Raw genomic sequence first — 23,199 nt, 5'->3', positions numbered from 1 at the left:
ACCGCGGGCGGCGGCCCAGGTCACCGTTGTTCCACGGGAAACACTCACGACCGCATCGTGCTCGCCATCGATGCTCCCGATGACTCGCCGAGACCGATCTGACTTCGTAGGCTCGAGACATGTCCGATGACATCCCCGCACAACGGCAATGCGAGGCGCGACGCGTAGAACTGGTCGACGAATACCGCCTGTGGGCGCTTGCCGAGGTGCCCGAGATCGACGTCGACGAGTCAATGCTGCTGAGCCGCTACCTTCTCGCCGCATTCCGGGTGGCGGACAAAGCGAACCCGGACTTCGACCCGATCGCCTGGACGTCTACCGACGCCGAGATTCTCACCGAGGTAGGGCTCGCCTTTCGGGCCGCACTCGACACCTTGGTGCCGGGCGAGAAACTCGGCTTCGCCCTGCACACGTACCTGATCTTCACCGAGTCCACCGGAAAGTGGAGCGGCACGCCCGCGGCGTTGCGGGCCGCGCGCACCGTGGTGGACTTCGCGATCGACGGCCTGCGTCTGGATGACTTCGACGCCGAACGGCAGGTCTTGCTGTCCGTCGAACCCATGCGCAGCCTGTTGGGAATCCTGAAGTGGATCGGGAAGGGAAAACCGACCGCTCCGGGCGGCCAGCTGCCGGCGGGCCTGGACACGTGCGCGACGAAGCTCGGCATCTCCGCAGGGCTCGCCTCGCGGCTCATCCAGTACGCAAGTAACCCCGAGCACGCCCTGATCTCCTACGGCGGCGACGGCCTGATCCACCGCGGCCCCGGCGCCAAGGACTGGCGCGATGGGCGCCCGCCGATCGATCAGGTACGGGATACCTTCTCGGAGTGGGTGGTTCGCCTCCTCGACGACCAACGATCGATGAGCAACCGCGGATCGGGCGAAGAGTTCTGCGCGTTCATCGATGCCGGGTCGTCCTCCACCCCGCGCGGCGTCGACTGGTTCGACTCCCTGTGGGACGACGAGGACGAGGATGACGACGAGATGGACAACGAGGCTGCCGAGGAAATCGCACTCCGGATTCACGACGACCCCTATTACGTGGACAAACCGGGGGATCCGCGAGGCCCTCGACGAGATGATCACCTACGGGTGGATGCGTCTGGAGGACGGCAAATACGTTGTGCCCCAAGGTCTTGAGGGACCGCTCAGTGTTGCAATGAAGGGGTTCGAGCACCAGCAGTATCTTCGTCGAGAAGAGCATCGGCGGCGCAAGAGCAATTCGCGGAGGCGAGGGCGGGGGCGGTAGTGATGTGAGGTCTGTCGGATTTGTCGGTACCCACCGATATCGTCACCGGCATGGGGAGACAATCGATCGACAAGTCCGCACGACGCGCTCGGCGCAAAGCCCGACGCGGTACCGCCGGCAGAGCGCAGAACATGCGTCGGCACAACCACATTCGGCCTCCGCTGTCGTCGCATCATCTCGACGAGGACCGCTTTCTGGCGTGGGACGCCGACAGCGAGGACGACCTCTATCCCGATGACGGGGAGTACCTGGACGACGAGTATCCGGTGCTCACCCTTCGCGTCGAGCTCGTCGAGAACTCCCGGGTGGTCCGGTGGCGGAGAGTGGTGATGCCGGGTGAGGTGCTGCTGTCCGAACTGGCTGAGTGCATCCAGTTGATCTTCGACGGACGGCCCGTGGCCGACTTCGAATTCGCCGACGGGACGCGTCGATATCGACGGTATGACATCCCGTCAGAGTTCGTGGAGCAGACTGCCCGGAACGTGCACCCGGCGCAGATCTTCGATATCGGCTGGATCCTGAAGCCTCCCGGCACGCAACTGCACTATGTCCACGCGACTCCTGGTGAACGTGAGCAAGGCTCTGCCGCAAGAACGTTCACGATCACGACCGAGGGTGTCGAGTGGTGTACCGGTGAGAGTGAGCTGATCGACATCGCCGCCGGCGGCCCCGATCACTGCGATCCTGACGTCGAGTACGGGCGGCTCCTGGAGTTGCTGGACGAGTTCGGGTGACACCGAAACGACCGTGGCGGTCCTCCCCTTCGGGAGAACCGCCACGGAAACGCTGGGTCGGACGATCAGGCGTCAGCCCTCGATGAACTCCTCGAGCTGCTTGCGCGCGATGTCGTCGGCGACCTGCTCCGGCGGGCTCTTCATGAGGTAGGCCGACGCGGGCAGGATCGGGCCGCCGATGCCGCGGTCCTTGGCGATCTTGGCGGCGCGCACGGCGTCGATGATGATGCCGGCCGAGTTGGGGGAGTCCCAGACCTCGAGCTTGTACTCGAGGTTCAGCGGCACGTCACCGAAGGCACGACCCTCGAGCCGGACGTAGGCCCACTTGCGGTCGTCGAGCCACTCGACGTGATCCGACGGGCCGATGTGAACGTTCTTGTCCTCGACCTTGCCGGCGAGCGAGCCGGTCAGGTTGGAGGTCACGGCCTGGGTCTTGGAGACCTTCTTCGACTCCAGGCGCTCGCGCTCGAGCATGTTCTTGAAGTCCATGTTGCCGCCGACGTTGAGCTGGTAAGTGCGGTCGAGGGCGACGCCGCGGTCCTCGAACAGCTTGGCCATCACGCGGTGGGTGATGGTCGCGCCGACCTGGCTCTTGATGTCGTCACCGACGATCGGGACACCGGCGTCGGTGAACTTCTTGGCCCACTCCGGGTCCGAGGCGATGAAGACCGGCAGCGCGTTGACGAAGGCGACCTTCGCGTCGATCGCGCACTGGGCGTAGAACTTGTCGGCCTGATCCGATCCGACGGGCAGGTAGCTGACGAGGACGTCGACCTCGTTGTCCTTGAGGGTCTGCACCACGTCGACGCCGTCGCCGTCGGCCTCGGTGATGGTCTCGCGGTAGTACTTGCCGAGACCGTCGAGAGTGTGACCGCGCTGCACGGTGACGCCGGTCGGCGCCACGTCGGCGATCTTGATGGTGTTGTTCTCGCTCGCGAAGATCGCGTCGGACAGGTCGAAGCCGACCTTCTTGGCGTCGACGTCGAACGCGGCGACGAACTCGACGTCGCGCACGTGGTAGGGGCCGAACTTCACGTGCATCAGGCCGGGCACGGTCGCGTTCTCGTCGGCGTCCTGGTAGTACTGCACGCCCTGGACCAGGGATGAAGCGCAGTTTCCTACGCCCACAATGGCCACGCGCACCTTATTGGGCTCACCCATGGTCGGGTTCTCCTTTTTCTTGTCGGGCCGCAGCACTGGGCTGCGACACGGGGGTTCGACCGAGCGGTTCGTCCTGCTCGGTTTCTTCCTGCTCCTCGGCACCGGTCGTCGGTGACGTACCTGACGTCGGTGACGTGGTGGCCGGGAAATCTGTGGGGGCTGATGCCGACGCCGCCGATGACGACGCTTCCGAGGCCTCGGCGGCGATGAGCTCGTTGAGCCAGCGGACCTCGCGCTCGCTCGATTCCAGGCTCAACTCGTGCATCTGGCGGGTGTAGCGGTCGGAGGCGCCGGTGGCGCGACCGACGAGCTCGCGCAGGCCTTCACGGCGCTCCTCGACCTGACGACGCCGGCCCTCGAGGATGCGCATCCGGGCGATCGCCGGGGTGCGGCTGAAGAAGGCAAGGTGCACGCCGAATCCGTCGTCGGTGTAGTTCTGCGGCCCGGTGTCGGCGACGAGTTCGGTGAAGCGTTCGCGTCCGGCGTCGGTGAGCTGATAGACGCGACGTCCGCGACGCACCTTCACTCCCGACGGCGCGCTGGTCTCGTCGATGAGCCCGTCGGCCTGCATCCGACGCAGCGTCGGGTACAGCGAACCGTAGGAGAACGCGCGGAATGCGCCAAGCAGCCCGGTGAGCCGTTTGCGCAGCTCATAGCCGTGCATGGGGGATTCGAGCAGGAGGCCGAGGATCGCCATTTCGAGCACCGCTGACCCCCTCTCCGATGGTTCGTCGTGCCGATGCTTTCGCCCAATGTATCGCACCGATATAAACGCTGTCGATATCGGCCTCGACTTGCGGGTGGCGATCGTGGTCTCGACAGGCCCGAATCGACGGGCAGGTCACACCGACAACGCCGATATCGACCACGTACGCTGGTTCACGTGCAACGCCAGATCGTCGACTACGCCCTCCAGCGGCGATCGCGGCTGTCGCAGGTCCATTCCGGGCGGGTTGGCGTGGCCGAGGTCTGCGACGCGAGTCCTTATCTCCTGCGCGCCGCGAAGTTCCACGGTCGCCCCAGTTCGACGCTCTGCCCGATCTGCCGCAAAGAGCACGTGACGTTGGTCTCGTGGGTGTTCGGCGAGAGACTCGGCCAGGTGTCGGGGTCCGCGCGCACCACCGAGGAGATCTCCCGCCTGGACACGACCGCCGAGGAATTCTCCGTGCACGTCGTCGAGGTGTGCCGGACCTGCAGCTGGAACCATCTCGTGCAGTCATACGTTGCCGGTCTGCCTCCGCGCTCTGCCCGTCGTCGCCGGGTGGCCGAGTAAGCGGCCCGCGGCCGCCTCATCGATGTCCGGCTTTTGGCTGCGGCTCGTCGGTGCGTCAGAGTGGTGGGCGGCAAACATGCCGACAGGCGGCAATCATGCCGACAAGTAGTGTGAGGAACGTCGAGCCGATGGTGTATGCGGTTCATTGGGAGGTCCGACGATGAGCGAGTCACGCGATACGACGTCGCGGCGCACCACATCCACCGACTCCAAGACCGGTCAGGACCCGAAGCGTTCGCGGTTCCGGCTGGTCGCGTGGATCGTGGGTGCGCTCGGTCTGATCGTCCCGGTTGTCGCGTTGGTCGCGATCGTGGGTTTCTTGATCGCCTATGCGACGGTCACCGTGCCGCGCCCGGGCGACATCAAGCAGAACCAGGTCGCCACGATCGTCGACACCAAGGGCAACACCCTGGCCAAGATCGTGCCGCCGGAGGGCAACCGCACCGACGTCAGCATCAACGACATCCCCAAGTCGATGCAGGACGCCGTCATCGCCGCCGAGGACCGCGAGTTCCGCACCAACGACGGTTTCTCCATCCGAGGGCTGTCCCGCGCGGTGTGGGGTCGCATCACCGACAACGATCTCGCGGGCGGTGGATCGACCATCACCCAGCAGTACGTGAAGAACGCGCTGGTCGGCGATGAACACAGCTACGAGCGCAAACTGCGTGAGCTGGTGATCGCGACCAAGATGTCGAGCGAGTGGTCCAAGGACGACATCATGGCGGCCTACCTCAACACCATCTACTTCGGTCGGGGCGCCTACGGCGTCGGGGCCGCTGCGCAGGCCTACTTCCGCAAGGACGTCAAGGATCTGACACCCGCCGAGTCGGCGGTGCTTGCCGCGGCGATCCGCTCACCTTCCTATTACGACCCGGCGGTCAATCAGGAGGCGGCGACGGCCCGATGGAACTACGTGCTCGACGGCATGGTGCAGATCGGTTCGATCACCCAGGCCGACCGTGCGGCGATCCGCTATCCCAAGGTGGCGCCGCCGCCGACGGCGACCGGTGAGACTGTCGGACCCAACGGCCTCATCAAGCGGCAGGTGCTCGCCGAACTCGCCGATCTCGGCATCTCCGAGCAGCAGGTCCGCACCGAGGGCTTGAAGATCACCACGACGATCGATCCGCAGGTGCAGAACGGCCTCGTGCAGGCGGCGTGCCGCGACAACGACATCTACAAGTGCCCCAACGGGATTCTCGTCGGCGAGCCGGCGCAGATCCGCGACGCCGCCGTGTCGATCGATCCCCGTACCGGTGGGGTCGCGGGCTATTACGGCGGCGACGACGCCCAGGGCTGGGACTATGCGCAGGCGGGTCTGCAGACCGGATCGTCGTTCAAGGTGTTCGCCCTCGCCGCGGCGCTCGAGCAGGACATCCCCCTGTCGAAGGTGTACAGCTCGGCGCCATATCAGACCCCGAGCGGGCTGACCATTGAGAACTCCGACGGTGAGAGCTGCGGCTCGTGCAACCTCGCGACCGCGATGAAGATGTCACTGAACACCGTGTACTACCGGTTGATGATGGACCTCAAGAACCAGGCGCAGGACGTCGCCGATGCCGCGCATGCCGCCGGTATCGCGGAGTCCTTCGGCGACATCGCGCACACTCTGCAGGAATCCAACGGCAGCGTGCAGGGCGGTGTGGTGCTCGGGCAGTACCCGTCCCGCGTCATCGACATGGCCTCGGCCTACGCCACCTTCGCCGCATCCGGTATCTACCGTGCTCCGCACTTCGTGCAGAAGGTGGAGACCTCCACCGGCGACGTGCTCTACGAGCGCCAGCCCGACCCGGGCAAGCGCGTGTTCCCGGCCAAGGTCGCCGACAACGTGACCGCGGCGCTCGAGCCGATCGCGGCGTACTCCAACAACAACAACCTCTACGACGACGAGCTGGGTTCGCGTCCGTCGGCGGCCAAGACCGGCACCGCGCAGCTGGGTAACACCGGCCAGAACAAGGACGCGTGGATGGTCGGTTACACCCCGCAGCTCTCGACCGCGGTGTGGGTGGGCACCGACAAGGGCACCGCCCTGGTCAACGCCAGCGGGTCGATGGTCTACGGCAGCGGTCTGTCGGCGCAGATCTGGAAGCGCGGCATGGACGACGCACTCGAGGGCCAGCCCATCGAGCAGTTCCCCGAGCCCGCAGCGGTCGGTGGCCAGGCCGGCGTCCCGTACGAGCCGCCGCCCACCTCGTACAACAACAACTATCCGTCGACGCGTCAACGGACGCCGACCCCCGACTATCCGGGAGGTGGGGGAGCGATCACCATCGCACCAGGCATCACCATCCCGGTCCCGGGTGGCGCGGAGCGCGGTGACGGCGGTACCAGCGGTGGTGCCGGTGACGGCGGCACCGGTGGTGGCACCGGCAACGGCGGTACCGGAGGCGGCACCCGCGGCGAGGGCGGTACCGGCGACGAAGGAGCGGTCCCTGCGCCCGGTGGCTGACGGGACTCCGCCGCCGACCGACGAGGTCGCCGACGACAGTCCCGCGCCGCCGGCCGCCGACCTTCGTACCGACACGCGTCGGCTGATCCCGAGCCACCACGATCCGGTGGTCGCCGAGGCCTCGCGGGCCGTCGGCGGCCCCCTCGGTGCGCACGCAGCGGTGGGACGCAGCCGTCATTGGACGCCGATCCGGGTGTTGTTTCTGCTCGCGCTGTGCACGTTGGCGCTGAGCTGGTTCGGCAAGGCCGGTTGCCTGCAGCAGGAAGTGGTGGTGAATCCGGGCCAGGGGCAGCCCGCGGTGAAACTCGACCGCGATGATCAGCGTCAGTTCACCGACCTCTGCTACTCCGACGTCATCTCGCTCTTCGGTGCCGAACAACTCGACAGGGGCGAATTCCCGTACAAGACCTTCTGGTTCGAGAAGAACGGCGACGGCCAGGAGATCAAGCGGTACATGGAATATCCGGTGATCACCGGGATGTACATGTACGCCACGGCCTGGCTGGGTCGTGAATGGGCGTCGGCATCGGACCGTTGGGGCATCCCGGGTGCGTTGCCCGCAGTGCTCTATTTCGACGTCGCCGCTCTGGGTTTGGCACTGTTCTGGTTGGTCACGGTCTGGGCCACCGCACTGACCGCTCGGACGCGTATCTGGGCGGCGTGGCTCGCGGCCGTCTCCCCGCTGGTGATCGTGCATGCCTTCACCAACTTCGACGCCATCGCCACCGCAGCCCTGGCCGTGGCCCTGCTGTGCTGGGCGCGCAGGAAGCCTTGGCTCGCAGGCATGTTCATCGGTCTGGGGACAGCCGCCAAGTTCTATCCGCTGCTGTTGCTGGTGGTGCTGTTCTTCCTGTGTCTGCGGTCGGGCAAGATGCGCGACTGGTGCGCGGCGGCCGCGGCGGCGGTGATCGCGTGGACCGCGGTGAACCTACCGATCCTCATCCTGTATCCCCACGGCTGGTACGAGTTCTTCCGGCTCAATTCCGACCGCGGCGCCGACGCCGACACCCTGTTGCGTCTGGCCGCCAAGGCGGTCGGTGCCACGTGGAAGGTCGACGTCCTCAACATCGTCTCGTTGGGGCTGATGATTCTCGTCGTCCTCGGCATCGGGTGGTTGTGCATGGCTGCGCCACGCCGACCCCGCGTCGCGCAGGTGGCCTTCCTGATCGTTGCCGGGTTCCTACTCGTCAACAAGGTGTGGAGCCCGCAGTACTCGCTGTGGCTGGTGCCGCTGGCGGTGCTGGCCATCCCGCACACGCGCCTGCTGCTCGCGTGGATGACCATCGACGCCCTCGTGTGGATTCCGCGGATGTCGCTGTTCATCGATCCCAGCCGAAAGTGGTTGCCGCAGGAGTGGTTCACCACGATCATCGTGATCCGGGCACTGTTCGTGATCGCGCTCTGCATCATCGTCATCTGGCAGGTCCTGCGGCCCGAGAACGACCTGATGCGCCGCGACAACGAGGGCAACGAACTCGACGACCCGGCGGGTGGGGTGCTCGACGGTGCGGCGGATCGGCTATCGCTGGGGCGGACGCGACGCACCCGGAGGGCTGCGGACGAGGAGACCGTGATTGAGGAGGTCGGGGCGTACCCCTAGCCCCGAATCCGCTCCCGCAGAGCAGCTTTCGCAGCCGGCCAGTCCTCGTCGATCATCGCGAACTGCGCGGTGGTGCGCCAGCCGTCACCGAAGCGTCGGTGTTTGCGGAGCAGCCCCTCGAAGGTGGCGCCCAATTTGGCGATGGCGGCCCGGGATTGGGTGTTGCTCTCGTGGGTGTGCCAAACCAGCCGGACGGCCCCGCACTGCTCGAAGGCGTGGTGCATCAACAGGTATTTGGCGGTCGGGTTCACCGTGGTGCCCTGAACGTCCTCGGCGTAGAACGTGTAGCCGATGGCAACCGACAGGTTGGCCGGGTCGATGTCGTAGAAACTCGTCGAGCCGACGAGCCGGCCGTCGGTGTTGTCGATGACGGCGAAGGCCACGCGGCGTTGGGGATCGGCGAGCGCCGCCGAGATCCATCGGGCCGCGGAGTCGGCGTCGGTCGGGACGCCGGGCACCCAACGGAATCGGGCCGGATCGCCGACGACCCGTGCGAGTGCGTCGGCGTCGTCGATGGTGAACGGCCGCAACGTCACCCGGTCCCCGACGAGCGGGCCGGTGCCGAGCCAGTCGCTCATGCCCCGGCGGGCACGCGCTGCCCGGGTGGTGCGTCGTCGGGTTCGGACGAGGCCGCGTCGGTGAGGTCTGGGTGTCGGCCGATCGAGGCGAGCGGTTCGCGCAGACCCGCGCTGACGAAGGCGCCGATGAGATAGACCAGCAACACCGCGTGCACCCACACGCCGACGTTGACCCCGGCCATCACCCACCACTTCATCGGCTCGCCCGACACATAGATGCCGAACAACCGGAAGATGGTGGTGTCGAGGATGAAATCGGCGATCAGATACGCCACGATGACCGGCCAGCGCACTCGCAGCAGCACGAAGAACGGCAGAATCCACAGCGTGTACTGCGGCGAATGCACCTTGTGGAACACCATGAAACCGGCGAGCATCGCCGCGCTGACACCGATCCACGGATACAGCCCGGTCCGGTTGTACTGCCGCCAGCCGAAATACACCGCGACGACGAAGGCGCACACGATGAGCGTCGGCGACAACACGCCGACGATCGAGTTGTAGGTGCCGTCCTGGCCGCCGGTGAGATGGCGTAGGCCCCAGTACCAGATGGAGTTGGTGTCCACGTCGGCGCGACGTTTGCCCTGGAAGGTCAGCGCCGCGCGCCACCCGTCGTATCCCAGCACCATGAAGGGCAACTGGATGACGACGACGGTGAGCGCAGCCGTTATGGCCACCCATGCCGCGCCGATCCAGTCGAGCGCTCGGCGCCCGCGGAGACCGCCGGTCAACACATAGATCGCCAGAGGCAGCACGAAGAATCCGGGGTAGAGCTTCAGACAGAATCCGATGGCCAGCAGGATCGACGCGAGGATTGCGCTGGTACGCAAACTCATTCGGCGTTCGCCCGTCGACGGCTTGATGCTCGCCCCCCAGGCCATGACGGCGACGGCACCGACGGCGGTCGCCACCACCGGCAGTTCCCAGTTGTGGAAGGCGTAGAGGATCAGCGGCGGGGTCATCGCCCACCACAACACATTCCAGCGGGTGAGCACGGCGAGCATCGCGGTGATCACCACACCGAACGGCGCGAGCAGCGCCGCCGAATGGCGGAAGAAGTCGACGTCGGTGTGCGCGCCGATCGCACCGAGCCACATCAGGATTCCCGAGAGCACCGGGTACTCCACCGAACCACCGAAGAGTTGGCCGTTGGCGCCGATACCGCCGTGGATGTACGGGAAGACGTGGTTGTTGATGTCGCGACCCACCCACAGGTACGCCAGATCCGAGTAGCAGGGGATGATCGCGTGCGGATCGCCGACCGGCCACTTGTGGCTGCGCCCGTCCGGGAAGAACGGTGGACCGACGCACTTGATCTTGACCTCGTAGCTCCAATACATGAACAGCAAGGTCAACAGCAGGGACACGGTCAGGATCAGGATCAGATCCCCGCGACGCGACAGGGTGACGCGCCCGTAGCGGAACGTCGTGCTCAGGCGGTCGGACATGCGCTACAGGGTAAGCGGAACGCCCCGCGCACCATGAAATCGACCGGCGAACGGTGACTTGGCTCACTCCCAATCCCGACGGACCGGTCAGTCGGGATCGGGGCCGCTCCGATGCGGGGTCAGTCCCGGTCGGCGAGAGGTGCGTAGAAGTTCACCAGGTTCCCGTCGGGATCGCGCAGGAGAAACGAGCGATTGCCCCACGGCATATCGGTGGGGCCGTCATTGACGAATCCGTCGACGACGTCGGTCAGATGCCCGTTGGTGAGACGTCGATACACCTCGTCGACATCGCCGACGAGGAAATCGAGGATCACCGAGCGGTTCGACGCGGCGGTGAGTACGTCGTCGCCCATCGCCGTGATGGTCGTCGACGACGCGATGGCCAGGGTGCCGTAATCGGTGGTGAACTCGGCGAACAGCGGATGCAGACGGTTCGCGCGTAGGCCGGTGACCGTCTCGTAGAAGCCGACCAGACCGTCGACGTCGTCGGTGAGGATGCGGGTGGCTGCGAAGTACATGAGGGTGCGCCCTTTCTCGGATGTGATGCCGCCAGCGTGCAGCCGATAGCGGCCAGATCGTGTCCGCGATCGGCTGTGGAGCGCGATTTCGCTGGTCAGGGGTACCTCGTGTATCTTGGAACGGTTGCCGACGCAGGCGACCCTCCTGCCACGGACAGTCCGTGGCCGATGAGCCCATAGGAGGTGATGTGGTCACATGCGTCATTACGAATTGATGGTCATCCTCGACCCGAGTCTCGACGAGCGCACCGTTGCTCCGTCCCTGGACACGTTCCTGAACGTGGTCCGCAAGGACGGCGGCAAGGTCGACAACGTCGACATCTGGGGCAAGCGCCGTCTCGCCTACGAGATCGCCAAGCACAGTGAGGGCATCTACGCCGTCATCGACCTGAACGCCGAGCCGAACACCGTCAGCGAGCTGGATCGTCAGCTGAAGCTGAACGAGTCGGTGCTCCGCACCAAGGTTCTCCGGAAGTAGTACACAGGCTTTCTCCGATGTCCCGAGATAGTCGGTACCGGACCCTAGGGTGAATCACTAGTCCGGTGCACATCGATCATCGAGTGCCCAACCACGACCAAGGGGAGACACATGGCAGGCGAAACCGTCATCACCGTTGTAGGCAATCTGACTGCTGAGCCCGAACTGCGGTTCACCCCCTCGGGTGCCGCGGTCGCCAGCTTCACGGTGGCCTCCACTCCGCGCACCTTCGATCGTCAATCCAATGAATGGAAAGACGGCGAGGCGCTGTTCCTGCGGTGCAGCATCTGGCGCGAAGCGGCGGAGAACGTGACGGAGAGCCTGACCAAGGGCACCCGCGTCATCGTGCAGGGTCGCCTCAAGCAGCGTTCCTACGAAACCCGTGAGGGTGAGAAGCGCACGGTTGTGGAACTCGATGTCGACGAGATCGGTCCCTCGCTGAAATTCGCCACCGCATCGGTCAACCGCGCCTCGCGCGGCGGATCGTCCGGCGGTGGAAACTTCGGTTCGTCCGGTGGCGGCGCAAGCCGCGGCGGCGGATCGGGCCAGTCCGCACCCGAGGATCCGTGGGGCAGTGCGCCCGCGAGCGGTTCCTCGTTCGGTGGCGGCGGCGGGGACGACGAACCACCTTTCTAAGAAACATTTTTGACTGGAGCATCACATGGCTAAGCAAAAGAGCAGCCGGAAGGTGCGCGTCGAAAAGGTCACCAAGACCAAGGCGTGCTCCTTCTGCAAGGACAAGAACACCAGCACCATCGACTACAAGGACACCGCGCTGCTGCGCCGCTTCCTGTCCGACCGCGGCAAGATCCGTTCGCGTCGCGTGACCGGCAACTGCGTCCAGCACCAGCGCGACGTCGCCGTGGCCGTCAAGAACTCGCGTGAGGTGGCGCTTCTGCCGTTCACCTCGACCAGCCGATAAGCCGAAGGGAGAGAACACGATATGAAGCTCATCCTGACTGCTGCCGTGGAAAACCTCGGTGAGGCCGGCGATTCCGTCGAGGTCAAGGACGGCTATGGCCGTAACTACCTGCTGCCCCGCGGTCTGGCCATCAAGGCCACCCGTGGCGCCGAGAAGCAGGTCGAGACCATCCGTCGGGCGCAGGCCGCCCGCGAGGTCCGCGGCCTCGAGCATGCCAACGAACTCAAGCAGGCACTCGAGAACCTCTCCGAGGTCTCGCTGTCGGTGAAGACCCACGACTCGGGCAAGCTGTTCGGTTCGGTCACCGCCGCAGACGTCGCCGGTGCCATCCGCTCGGCCGGCGGCCCCGTCGTCGACAAGCGCAACGTGGAGCTGCCCAAGGGCCACATCAAGGCCACCGGTAGCTTCCCGATCGTGGTGAACCTGCACCCCGACGTCGCCGCGACCGTGTCGCTGGCCGTCGTCGCCGGCTGATCAGGCTCGCACGCAACAACTTTCGGCCCGCCGATCACGCACATGATGCGTGGTCGGCGGGCCGAAGTGCATTTCGATCGATGGTCGTTTTCTGATCGAAAGTCGGGTATCGGTCGATATTCGATCGATGGTCGTTCTGATCGGTGGTCGAGGTGCGAGGCGCCCCAGGTGCCGAGCCTCGAGACCGCGTAACCCTTGCGCTGCAACGCACCTCACGCCGGCGCCACAGGCGCCGCCGGCAGTTGACTCGAACCCCGAAGCGCTGCAGGGAGATACTGCGGCGCCGGATTGCCGTCGTGTGACTGATCCCATGCGGGATAGAAGAACTTGTGCCATCCGGGCGCGAAGATCAGTGCGCGAGAACCGGTTCGGCAGGCGACCTCGTTCGGCGTCGGCACCGTGCAGGTGACCCCTGCAATCGTCACCCGCTGCCCGACGTGCAGGACCGGCGGGCGGAACCCGGTCGTGGAGCCGAATCGATAGGTCGGGGCGAACGGCCAGTTGGTGCGCACCCAGAACGGCCCCTGCTGATCGCCGGCAATGGTCGCGCCGAGTGTCTGCGACGTCGGGGTGTCGGCGGGTGCGGTGGCCGGGCTGCCCGCACAGCCGACGTAGCGGTACTGCGGGCCGATCTGACACATGTAGCGACCGGTGGTGAAGAACGACCTCCCGTTGTCCTCGTAGGCCAACGAGCGGAACGCGTCGGGGCTCACCGGGGTGTAGCGGCTCAGGTCGAATTCTGCGGGCATCGGGGGCGGCGGAGCGGCCGACGCATCCGATGCCAGCATGGCGGGCGCGACGACGGCTAAGGCCGCGGCAACGCCGACCGTGGCGAGCGCGCGCGAGAACGTACCGAACGTGCGAATCCTGGACACGGGCTTCATTGCATCACAGTCGTGCGGAGGCGGGAGAGCGTTTGATCCTCGTCGTGGCCGATGCTCCGCTCCGAGCGGTTCGAGAGCGTCCCAACGCGGTGTCATCGCCGGCTCACGGACTGTTCACGAGCTGGTAAACGCCCAGTGGTTGCCGTCACTCGCAACACGCCCGGCCGCCACATTCAAGCGACACGCCGAGGAAGTAAAGAACTCGTCTCTGTGGAATTCGTGCACATGGTCTGACCTGTGGTGATGGGACAAATCGCGTCAACATTCCCCATCTTGTCCACAGGCCGTCGCCGACGACCCACAGGCCGCGCGCTACGCGTCCACAATTGGTGCACAGCTCGGTCCACAGGCGCGTTTGAACGCGCGCCGGTCTCCTCCTAGGGTCACCTCTCAGGGTGAATCGGCACCGGTGTCGGCGACGTGATCGCGGGTTCTGTCGGTGGCCGCGGGTATTGAGTACGTCGGGTACTGAGTACGGCAGAGAGAGCAGGGGCGGATCCGTGTTGCGGATCTGCCGTGATCGGCGCGAGAGGTTGGGGCATCGGTGGCGGTTGTCGATGATCGCGGGCACGGCGCCCGGCGTGATTCCGGACGCGGGGGGTCCGGGGGTTTCGACGACGAAGCGCCGATCCCGACCGAAGAGTTCGGCCGCCAACCGCCACAGGACATGGCCGCCGAGCAATCGGTACTCGGCGGCATGCTGTTGTCGAAGGACGCGATCGCCGACGTCGTCGAGAAGATCCGCCCGGCCGATTTCTACCGGCCTGCACATCAAGCCGTCTACGACGCCATCCTCGAGCTCTACGGCAAGGGTGAGCCTGCCGACGCCGTGACCGTCGCCGCCGAGCTGGAACGCGCCGGAGAGCTGCGCCGCGTGGGCGGTGCACCCTATCTGCACACCCTCATCTCCACGGTGCCCACCGCCGCGAACGCCGGCTACTACGCCGAGATCGTCGCCGAGAAGGCCATCCTGCGGCGACTGGTGGAGGCCGGGACCCGCATCGTGCAGTTCGGCTACTCCGGGGCTGACGGCCAGGACGTCGCCGAGGTCGTCGACCGCGCGCAGGCCGAGGTGTACGAGGTGACAGAGCGCCGCACCGCCGAGGACTATGTCCCCCTCGAGGAACTCCTGCAGCCGACGATGGACGAGATCGACTCGATCGCCTCGCGAGGCGGGCTGTCACTCGGTGTGCCAACGGGTTTCGCCGATCTCGACAAGCTCACCAACGGACTGCATCCGGGGCAGATGATCATCGTGGCGGCACGTCCTGGTGTCGGCAAGGCGCTGTCGCTGGACACACCGCTACCGACGCCCACGGGCTGGACCACGATGGGCCGCGTCGCCGTCGGCGACAAACTGCTCGACGCCCACGGCCGCCCCACCACTGTCGTGGCCGCGACCGATGTCATGACCGAACGGCCCTGCTACGAGGTCGAATTCGCCGACGGCAACACCATCCTCGCCGACGCCTGGCACGAGTGGGCCATCGAGGTCGACGGCAGCAGTCAGGTCGTCACCACCGAGGGCATGTGTGCCCACGTCGGCAGCGCGTTCATCCGCAACACCAAGCCACTGGAACTGCCGCGCAAGCGGTTTGCCTACGGGCCATACACCGTCGCCGCGTTGGCCGGCATGGCTTTCGATGATCCCGAGATCGGGATGCGCATCGACGCCGAGGGGCCCGTCGACGTGATGACGTTGATGGCCGACCTCGGCGGGCGCATCCCCTACGAGTATCTGCGCGGGTCCATCGCTCAGCGCCGCGCCCTGCTCGCCGGGTTGCTGGACGCACGCGCGACCGTCGACGACGACGGCTGGATCACGGTGCCCGCCGCCACCCGGCACATGACGGCCGTGGTGGCCGACCTCGTCGCCGGGCTCGGTTACACCTACCGTCGTTCGGCCACCGGGTGGCTGCGCGTCGACGCCGACGACGACGTGTTCACCGTTCACCACAAAGCCTTGCGGCACAAGGAGCTCCGACGCCCGGCAGGCGTGCGGCGCATCGTTGCGGTGCGTCCCGTCGACAGCGTCCCGGTGCGGTGCGTGCAGGTCGACAACGATGATCACCTGTTCCTCGCCGGTGAGGCGATGGTACCCACCCACAATTCAACGCTCGCCATGGACTTCCTGCGGTCGTGCTCAATTCACCACCACATGACCGGCGCCATGTTCTCCCTGGAAATGAGCAAGGTCGAGATCGTCATGCGACTACTCTCGGCCGAGGCCAAGGTGAAACTCGGTGACATGCGCGGCGGTTCGATGACCGACGACGACTGGACCCGACTGGCCCGACGTATGGGTGAGATCTCCGAGGCGCCGCTGTTCATTGATGACTCACCCAACCTCACCATGATGGAGATCCGCGCCAAAGCCCGACGGCTCAAACAGCGCAACGACCTGAAACTCGTTGTGGTGGACTACATGCAGCTGATGACCTCCGGCAAGAAGGTCGAGTCACGTCAGCAAGAGGTCTCGGAGTTCTCCCGTCAATTGAAGCTTCTCGCAAAGGAACTCGAGGTTCCGGTGGTCGCGATCAGCCAGCTGAACCGTGGTCCCGAGCAGCGAACCGACAAGAAGCCGCAGGTGTCGGATCTGCGCGAATCGGGTTGTCTTCCCGCATCGACGCGAATCCTTCGTGCGGACAACGGGTCCGAGGTGACCATCGGCGAGTTGTTGGAGTCCGGAGAGCAACCGCTCGTGTGGTCGCTCGACGAACGCCTTCGCATGGTTGCCAGGCCCATGGTCAAGGTGTTCCCGAGTGGACGCAAGGAAGTGTTCCGCGTGCGGATGGCATCGGGACGCGTGGTCGAGGCGACCGGGAATCATCCGTTCATGACCGTCGACGGCTGGATTCCGTTGGCCGAGATCGGCGTCGGCGAGCGGCTGGGCGTTCCGCGGAACGTTCCCGAACCCCGCGAATCGACTGCGGACCCGAAGGGTGATGTTCGCCGGCTCGCCGACGACTCGGTGACAGAGGTGCTCCGTGGCCTGATTGTCAACGGCGCTAGGATGACTGACGTTGCGTGGATATTGCCCGCCCAGTCGGCTAAACACGCACGGGACTTGGTGTATCTCCTGGCACGTGTGGGTGTGTTCGCGGTGATCACCGCCAGCGGAACCGTTGAGGTCACCGGATACGATCAGCTCTCGCAGTTGGCAGCCACCGTGGGTCTCGCCGTGCCGCGGCCCTTGTCCAAGTCCGACGATGTCCGGTCTGTCACGACGTCAAAGCGAATGCACGAGCTTCTCGATGCTCTCGAACTCGTCCCGGCGAGCCTTGACTCGGCTGCCCGGTCGCGGACCGCAGTGGCCGATCGCTCAGTCCTCAGTGAGATCGCAGAGCTTCTCGATGGTGCAGACATCGACCTCACGGTGAGCAACGACGTGTACTGGGACGAGATCGTCTCGATCGAATCCGTCGGTGTGCAAAACGTCTACGACGGAACCGTTCCAGGCACCCACAATTTCATCGCAGATGGCATCGCTGTTCACAACAGCCTGGAGCAGGACGCCGACATGGTCATCCTGCTTCATCGGCCCGACGCATTCGAGCGCGACGACCCCCGCGCTGGCGAGGCCGACATCATCGTCGGTAAGCACCGCAATGGTCCAACCGCCACGATTACTGTTGCGCACCAACTACATTTGAGCAGGTTCGTGGATATGGCGAGGGGCTGACTACTTGCCGCTATCGGTTGTAGGTTCCACGAGAAATTGTCAGTTTCCAAGCTCGTGTCAGTGGAAATGTCAGTAGATCCGGATGTTTCCAAGCTCGTGTCAGCACTGTCCGGCCAGTCCTCTTGACGCGGGACAGCTGCGGGCCTCTACCGTCGGGGTATGCATGTCGTCGAGCGGGGGTCGGGCGTCCCTTTGGTGCTGTTGCATGGTTTCTCTGTTGATCATCGGTTGCTGTTGCCGCTGGACCCGTTGATCGAGGCTGCTGGCGGATGGCGGCGGCTGTACTTCGACCTTCCGGGCCACGGCGAGAGTCCCGCCGGCGACGTGTCGAGCGCGGAGGATGTCGTGCTCGCGGTGACGGCTGAGATTCGTGACCGGATTGGTGACGAGCCGTTCGCGGTGCTCGGGAACTCGTTCGGTGGAATGCTGGCCCGTCGACTGGCACACGACTTCCGATCCCGTGTGCTCGGGTTGGCGACCATTGCTGCCGTCTTCGTAGCGGACCATTCCCAGCGGACGGTGCCTGAGCGGACGGTCTTGTCGGAGGATGCAGCGGTGCTGCGCGAACTCGGTGACGTGGGGTCCGAGTATGCCGAGATGGCCGTGGTTCACACTCGCGAGAACGCGCAGGCCTTCCTGGAGTATGCGCACCCCGGGCTCGCTGCGGCAGACCAGCAGGCATTGGATCGCATCTCTGAGCGTTATGCGCTGTCGGCTGAGCCCGAGGATGCGTCTCCTGCGCCGTTCACTCAGCCGTCGCTGTTCATCACGGCGCGGCAGGATCAGGTTGTCGGCTACGACGATGCGTGGGCCAGGATCGAGCACTATCCGCGCGCCACTTTCGCCGTGTTCGACGCCGGCGGGCACAACGTTCATCTCGACCGATCGGCTGCCGTCTTCGCGCTGCTCGGCGATTGGTTGGAGCGCATGGCGGGGTCGTAGCCCGCGGCGCTCTCGGCCGTCACGGGTTGAGCGGAGCAGGTCAACTCAACCGTCGGGCGCGGGCGGTGGCGTGTACGTCGGCGGCGATCGCGTGGGCGCGGTAGCCGGAGTTGTTTCATCAACGCTTCGACCTCGATCGGCAGCGTCGGAGTCGGGGTCAGGCTGGAGGTCGTCGCCGTCCCTACTCTCCGTCGTTGGTGTCGTCGATAGTGTTGTTGCCCAACATGTTTCATACTTGTCGACGGTCGCGTAATTCCTCAGGGGTGTCCGTCACGGATTTCCCCATGTTTGGGTGTGCTGGGTTGAGCGTAGCTGCGAGGACTGGTCAGCTGTTTTTCGGTGTCCGTCCGGGGCGCTTGCGTGGTCGGTAGGAGGGACCGTCCATGAGGATCTGGTGGCTGGTGTTGATGAGTCGGTCGAGCAGTGATTCGGCGACGACCGGGTTGGGGAACAGTGGGTACCAGTCTTTGGGCGCGCGGTTGCTGGTGAGGATGACTGGCTTGCCGGCGATGGCGCGGTCGGAGACGAGGTCGTAGAGGTCGTCGGAGCCGGTGGTGGTGTGCTCGCGCATGGCGAAGTCGTCGATGATCAGGACGGTGGGCCGGGTGTATTCGCGCATGCGTTGCCCGATGGTGCGATCGGCGTGGCCGCCGGCGAGGTCGGCGAGCATGCGGGCGCATTTGACGAATCGGATGTCGTGTCCGCGTAACGCGACTTGGTGGCCGAGTGCTTGTGCCACATGGGTTTTGCCTACTCCGACGGGTCCGTAGAGGATGACTGATTCACCGGCGTCGAGCCAGCGCAGCGCGAGGAGGTCACGCAGCATCGCGGCGGGCAGTTTCGGGTTGGCGGTGAAGTCGAAGTCATCGAAGGTGGCTGATTGTTCGAAGCGGGCGCGGCGTACGCGCCGCGCGAGGGCGGCGGTCTCGCGGCGGGCGATCTCGTCTTCGCATAGCACCTGCAGGAATTCAAGGTGACCCAGTTCGCCGGCGTGGGTTTGGGCCAGACGGGCGTCGAGGGTGTCGAGCATGCCGGTCAACTTCAACGTTTTCAGCGCGGCTCGCAGGCTGGGGTCATGAATGCTCATCAGAATGGGTCCTTTGTGAAAAATGTTGTTAGTGAATGTGTTTGGAGTGGTCTTACTGGTTGGCTGCGGTGTCGAGGTCGCCGGTGAAGGCGTGCGGGCCACGTAGAAACGCCGGTGGCATCGGTGCCGGTGGTGTGGTGGTGTTGGCGTGTCCCCCGTGAACCGGTCCGGGTTGTTCTAGAGTCCTGATTGCCCTGATGAGGGCACGAAGGGACGATAGGGATCATGGCAGGACGGAAGCGGCACTCGGCGGAGGACATCGTGCGCAAGCTGCGCCGGGCTGATGAGTTGGCGGCGGAGGGAAAGACCGGCGAGGAAATCGCCGCCGACCTCGAGGTGTCGGCCGCGACGTTGTACAACTGGCGCCGCCAGTACGGCGGTATGGACGGCGATGCCGCCAAGGAACTCAAGGAACTGCGCGAGCAGAACAGTCGGCTCAAACGCCTGCTCGCCGATGCTGAACTGGAGAAGGACGCGCTGCGGGAGATCGCCAAGGGAAAATTCTGAGCCCAACCGCCAAACGCGCCGCCATCGACATGCTCAAAGATGTGAAGAACATGTCAGAGCGTATGGCGTGCAAGGTAGTTGGGCTTTCCCGATCGGCGTATCGGTGTCTGCCGCAGGCGCAGACTCCGGCCGACCCGGATGCCGCACTGCGGGAGCAGCTGCGCACCTACGCCCGCAAGAATCCGCGGCACGGGTTCCGGCGGGCGTGGGCGCATCTGCGCTTCGACGACGGTATCGAGATCAATAAGAAGAAGGTGCATCGGTTGTGGAAAGAGGAGGGCCTGCAGGTCCGCCGTGCCCCGCGCCGGAAGCGGGCCGGCCAGTCGTCGGTGCCGATCATCGATGCTGATGCGCCGAAAGTGGTGTGGGCGTTGGACTTTCAGTTCGATTCCACGATGGATGGGAAGAAGGTGAAGATTGCGTCGATGGTCGATGAGCACACCCGGATGTCGTTGCTGAATATCGTGGACCGCTCGATCGCTGCCGAGCGCCTGATCGAGGAGTTGGAGAAGGTGTTCGCGATCTGGGGTGGACCGCCGATGGTGCTGCGTATGGATAACGGCCCTGAGTTCATCTCTGAGGCGCTGCAGGCGTTTTGTGCAGGGTTGGTGGGCATCTCCTACATTCCGCCCGGCACACCGTGGAACAACGGGTTCATCGAGTCGTTCAACAACCGACTACGCGACGAGTGCCTGAACCGCAACTGCTGGCCGACCCTGCTAGAGGCCCGGGTGGTCATCGGCGACTTCAAAGACGACCACAACCACCGACACCGACACTCAGCGCTGGGCTACCAGACCCCCGCCGAGTACGCTGCCCAATGCACCCACCAGCATCACCCCGTGGGCTGCGAGATCGACTGATCGACTGCAAGTAGGAACTGGCTCTAGAACGGCCTGGACCGGCTATCGGGGACCTGCCAGTGTCGTCGTCTTCGGTACCGGCGATCAGGATGCCCTTGATGGTGCGTGGCCCGACATCGCCGACGGCGATTGCCCGGGCGCAGGCGGCGTTGATGCGGTCATCGGGATACTTCGTGCGTAAACCGACGATGGATTGGATTGCGCGCAGCCGATGGATCGCGTTGACCTCGCAGAGTTCGGCGACCACCGCGACCGCGTGCTCACCGATTTCCTCGGCCTGCCCGCGGCACCACGCCACCGGGCGGGAGGCGAAGGCCACCTTGTAGGGCGGGTAGTGCTCGAGATTGGTCGCCCGCCCACCCAGGCGCAGCACATGGGTCGCCACGACCTCGTCGCCGGAGAACACCTGGACCATATCCCCGCATGTGCGGACCCGCACGTGTGAGCCGATCAGCCGCCACGGCACCGAGTACAACGCTGGACCCGCCTTGACATGACAGTCTGGGGCGACCTTGCCCACATGGTAGGTGACGAGTTCGAATCGTCGGGGCGGCAATGGATTCAACACATGCTGTTCGATCTGTGCGAACAACTCGGCCGGCGGCACCCCATCGATCCCGCGGTGGGCGTGGCGGCCGTAGACGTCGGTGCACCAGCCGATCGCAGCGTCTTGCATCTGCGGCAGGCTGCTGAACTCGCGGCCCTTGAAGAACGAATCCCGAATGTAGGGCATCGGGCGTTCGATGCGCGGTTTGTCTTTCGGAGTGGCTGCGCGCGCCGGATCGATCAGCACCCCGTAAAACGAGGCGAGTTCCGCGTAAGCGCGGTTGATCTGCGGATCGTAGAGGTCAGGTTTGCTCACCCCGGTCTTGAGGTTGTCACACACGATCCGCTGCGGCGTACCACCGAAGAACTCAAACGCGGCCACATGTGAAGAGCACCAGGATGTTTGGTCCATCTTGAGGACCGGCTGCACGAACAACCATCGCGAGCACGACAAAATGATCGCGAATGCCCACACCGACACCCGCTTACCGGTCTCGGGGTCGGTCCACATCCCCAGCTTGCCGTAATCAACCTGGGCTTCCTCACCCGCCGGCACCGGTGGCCGCGGTGGAGTTGCCCGCTTCTCATTGATCCTGTCAGCGAAATGTGCTGTCACATAACGGCGTACCGACGATTCCGACACATCAACCTGGCGGTCGTCGCGCAACCGCTGCGCGATCGTGGCCACCGTCACCGTCGCATCGAGCTGCCCGCTGATCCACTCATGATGCTCGGCGATCGGCGGCCACGTCACCGCCCGCAGCGACGGATCAACAACCTCGGGAAACCAGCCGCCGATCAACTCCCGCCACACCGACTCATCGAACCCGCCCCCGGCGCCCGGGCTCAGACCCGCGGCCAGCGCCGGCGCGAGATACTTGCGGATGGTCTTGCGATCCATACCCAACGCCTGGGAAATCTGTACCTGCGAGCGCCCGGCATACCAATGCCGAAACAACTCCAACAACTGCGTCATCGTCCACGTCCTCCGTGCCACCTCAGGCCCCTTCCACAGCCCCAGGCAGGGCCATGAACGGAGCGAACCTGTAGCAGCACCCCAACCCCGCCCGACACGCCCCAAGGTGGGGAATTACGTGACCGACGGGTGAGGAATTACGTGACGGACAACCCCATCAACCTGGGGAATTACATGACCGCTGACACATACTCTCGTGCCCTAGCGGAGGGGTGTCTTCCGACGCGTGGTGGGGTGGGGAGGTCGTCGCAGTACAGCAGTACCTCGCTGTAACGCTGGGAACCCACCGAGGTCATCAATGCCCTGTTGACCGAGGAATCCGTTGGCCGCGCCCGCTCCATTCTCGCCTCCCGGCCCAAAGCGGCAAACTTCCCCACGGGCAAGACGTTTGACGTGTGGGAGTCCGCGTCATCGACCCCCATCCCCACCCCGGATCGCCGACGCCGTCTACGAACGCAACTCGGTGGCCGTGTCGTCGAACCTGCACCCTCTTGCTTCGACGACCTGATGCCGCGTGCGACTCTCTGCACCATGCTGACAGAAGCTCTCTGCACCGCCAATGGCGACTGGTGTGACGGACTTCACGAAGCCGTAGGTATTTCACCCGTGAGGTGCACAGATTCTGTTTCGTAAAGGTCAGAAGTTCGGCTCGCCGTGAGTGGGACTCTGCGGGACCGCGCCCTGCTGGCCGATACTTGCTGACGTCGGATTGAGAGTCGTTCTCGAAGCCCCTTGCTCGCAGACCCAAGCCTCGTCCGGCGGTGGCCATCACGGGTGTCGCGTAGACGACCCGTCGGAAGGCGTTCGCTGCCAACAAGACTGATTA

Annotated in this window: 19 protein-coding genes and 2 pseudogenes; 13 read left to right on the top strand and 8 right to left on the bottom strand. The window is 65.0% G+C overall.

The window, feature by feature from the left end; all coding sequences use genetic code 11:
• Window positions 1–119: 119 nt before the first annotated feature.
• Together AC5ZH6_RS27015 and AC5ZH6_RS27010 are read left to right on the top strand one after the other, a co-directional pair.
• Window positions 120–1,139 (top strand): hypothetical protein, encoded by a 1,020-nt coding sequence (locus tag AC5ZH6_RS27015; protein WP_288338263.1) that lies wholly within the window; start codon window positions 120–122, stop codon window positions 1,137–1,139.
• A gap of 159 nt (window positions 1,140–1,298) precedes the next feature.
• Window positions 1,299–1,982, top strand: a complete 684-nt coding sequence (locus AC5ZH6_RS27010) for an IS1096 element passenger TnpR family protein (RefSeq protein ID WP_240524039.1) — start codon at window positions 1,299–1,301, stop codon at window positions 1,980–1,982.
• Window positions 1,983–2,054: 72 nt separating this feature from the next.
• Here the strand turns inward: AC5ZH6_RS27010 and AC5ZH6_RS27005 are convergent, their stop codons facing one another.
• Together AC5ZH6_RS27005 and AC5ZH6_RS27000 are read right to left on the bottom strand one after the other, a co-directional pair.
• Entirely contained in the window at window positions 2,055–3,143 is a 1,089-nt protein-coding gene (locus tag AC5ZH6_RS27005) for an inositol-3-phosphate synthase (protein ID WP_006373172.1), read from the bottom strand.
• Window positions 3,136–3,849 carry a PadR family transcriptional regulator gene (locus AC5ZH6_RS27000; protein ID WP_006373171.1) on the bottom strand — a complete coding sequence of 238 codons (714 nt, stop codon included), beginning with the start codon at window positions 3,847–3,849 and terminating at the stop codon, window positions 3,136–3,138. The genes AC5ZH6_RS27005 and AC5ZH6_RS27000 overlap by 8 nt, the downstream gene beginning before the upstream one ends.
• Window positions 3,850–4,026: 177 nt before the next feature.
• On the opposite strand from AC5ZH6_RS27000, the gene AC5ZH6_RS26995 reads away from it, so the two are divergent.
• The 3 genes from AC5ZH6_RS26995 (at window position 4,027) to AC5ZH6_RS26985 (ending at window position 8,468) form a co-directional block, all read left to right on the top strand.
• Window positions 4,027–4,416, top strand: coding sequence for a DUF5318 family protein (locus AC5ZH6_RS26995; RefSeq protein WP_006373170.1), 390 nt, complete (start codon window positions 4,027–4,029; stop codon window positions 4,414–4,416).
• Between the two features lie 160 nt (window positions 4,417–4,576).
• A complete protein-coding gene (locus AC5ZH6_RS26990) occupies window positions 4,577–6,868 on the top strand; it encodes a transglycosylase domain-containing protein (protein ID WP_006373169.1) in 2,292 nt (763 codons plus the stop codon).
• A complete protein-coding gene (locus AC5ZH6_RS26985; RefSeq protein WP_006373168.1) occupies window positions 6,861–8,468 on the top strand; it encodes a glycosyltransferase family 87 protein in 1,608 nt (535 codons plus the stop codon). Before AC5ZH6_RS26990 ends, AC5ZH6_RS26985 begins: the two co-directional genes overlap by 8 nt.
• Here AC5ZH6_RS26985 and AC5ZH6_RS26980 read toward each other — a convergent pair.
• The 3 genes from AC5ZH6_RS26980 to AC5ZH6_RS26970 all read right to left on the bottom strand — a co-directional run bounded on the left by AC5ZH6_RS26980 (window position 8,465) and on the right by AC5ZH6_RS26970 (window position 11,012).
• Window positions 8,465–9,046 (bottom strand): GNAT family N-acetyltransferase, encoded by a 582-nt coding sequence (locus AC5ZH6_RS26980; RefSeq protein ID WP_006373167.1) that lies wholly within the window; start codon window positions 9,044–9,046, stop codon window positions 8,465–8,467. The two genes, AC5ZH6_RS26985 and AC5ZH6_RS26980, sit on opposite strands and share 4 nt — an antisense overlap.
• Complete coding sequence (locus tag AC5ZH6_RS26975; RefSeq protein WP_006373166.1) at window positions 9,043–10,494, bottom strand: membrane protein; 1,452 nt, start codon at window positions 10,492–10,494, stop codon at window positions 9,043–9,045. Before AC5ZH6_RS26975 ends, AC5ZH6_RS26980 begins: the two co-directional genes overlap by 4 nt.
• A gap of 119 nt (window positions 10,495–10,613) precedes the next feature.
• Window positions 10,614–11,012: a VOC family protein gene (locus tag AC5ZH6_RS26970; protein WP_006373165.1), complete on the bottom strand. Its 399-nt coding sequence runs from the start codon at window positions 11,010–11,012 to the stop codon at window positions 10,614–10,616.
• A 196-nt stretch (window positions 11,013–11,208) separates the two neighbouring features.
• Here AC5ZH6_RS26970 and rpsF point away from each other — a divergent pair, with 196 nt between their 5' ends.
• From rpsF to rplI, 4 genes are all read left to right on the top strand, one after another.
• Entirely contained in the window at window positions 11,209–11,490 is a 282-nt protein-coding gene (gene rpsF, locus AC5ZH6_RS26965) for a 30S ribosomal protein S6 (RefSeq protein ID WP_006373164.1), read from the top strand.
• Window positions 11,491–11,601: 111 nt separating this feature from the next.
• Window positions 11,602–12,126, top strand: a complete 525-nt coding sequence (locus tag AC5ZH6_RS26960; protein WP_006373163.1) for a single-stranded DNA-binding protein — start codon at window positions 11,602–11,604, stop codon at window positions 12,124–12,126.
• Between the two features lie 25 nt (window positions 12,127–12,151).
• A complete protein-coding gene (rpsR, locus tag AC5ZH6_RS26955) occupies window positions 12,152–12,412 on the top strand; it encodes a 30S ribosomal protein S18 (RefSeq protein ID WP_006373162.1) in 261 nt (86 codons plus the stop codon).
• A gap of 21 nt (window positions 12,413–12,433) precedes the next feature.
• Window positions 12,434–12,886, top strand: coding sequence for a 50S ribosomal protein L9 (gene rplI, locus AC5ZH6_RS26950; protein ID WP_006373161.1), 453 nt, complete (start codon window positions 12,434–12,436; stop codon window positions 12,884–12,886).
• Window positions 12,887–13,098: 212 nt separating this feature from the next.
• Here the strand turns inward: rplI and AC5ZH6_RS26945 are convergent, their stop codons facing one another.
• A complete protein-coding gene (locus AC5ZH6_RS26945) occupies window positions 13,099–13,770 on the bottom strand; it encodes a hypothetical protein (RefSeq protein ID WP_035728932.1) in 672 nt (223 codons plus the stop codon).
• A gap of 628 nt (window positions 13,771–14,398) precedes the next feature.
• On the opposite strand from AC5ZH6_RS26945, the gene dnaB reads away from it, so the two are divergent.
• Together dnaB and AC5ZH6_RS26935 are read left to right on the top strand one after the other, a co-directional pair.
• The gene (gene dnaB, locus AC5ZH6_RS26940; RefSeq protein ID WP_496169278.1) at window positions 14,399–17,452 is read left to right on the top strand and encodes a replicative DNA helicase; all 3,054 of its coding nucleotides are present in this window, start codon (window positions 14,399–14,401) and stop codon (window positions 17,450–17,452) included.
• Between the two features lie 159 nt (window positions 17,453–17,611).
• Window positions 17,612–18,394, top strand: coding sequence for an alpha/beta fold hydrolase (locus AC5ZH6_RS26935; protein WP_006373157.1), 783 nt, complete (start codon window positions 17,612–17,614; stop codon window positions 18,392–18,394).
• 325 nt (window positions 18,395–18,719) lie between these two features.
• Here AC5ZH6_RS26935 and istB read toward each other — a convergent pair whose 3' ends face one another.
• Complete coding sequence (istB, locus tag AC5ZH6_RS26930; RefSeq protein WP_006373156.1) at window positions 18,720–19,481, bottom strand: IS21-like element helper ATPase IstB; 762 nt, start codon at window positions 19,479–19,481, stop codon at window positions 18,720–18,722.
• 225 nt (window positions 19,482–19,706) lie between these two features.
• Here istB and AC5ZH6_RS26925 point away from each other — a divergent pair.
• A protein-coding gene (locus tag AC5ZH6_RS26925) for an IS3 family transposase (RefSeq protein ID WP_085949113.1) occupies window positions 19,707–20,851 on the top strand; the annotation gives its coding sequence in 2 pieces (ribosomal slippage) (window positions 19,707–19,974 and window positions 19,974–20,851; 1,146 coding nt in all).
• 31 nt (window positions 20,852–20,882) lie between these two features.
• Here AC5ZH6_RS26925 and istA read toward each other — a convergent pair.
• A pseudogene (gene istA / locus AC5ZH6_RS26920) lies at window positions 20,883–22,373 on the bottom strand (IS21 family transposase); the annotation flags it as partial.
• A gap of 273 nt (window positions 22,374–22,646) precedes the next feature.
• Between istA and AC5ZH6_RS26915 the strand changes: the two are divergent.
• Window positions 22,647–22,802, top strand: a pseudogene (locus AC5ZH6_RS26915) (ATP-binding protein); the annotation flags it as partial.
• Between the last annotated feature and the right edge of the window lie 397 nt (window positions 22,803–23,199).

This window comes from Gordonia sp. YC-XJ4 (genome assembly GCF_059511865.1).
This window is presented reverse-complemented; position numbering and strand designations above follow the sequence as displayed.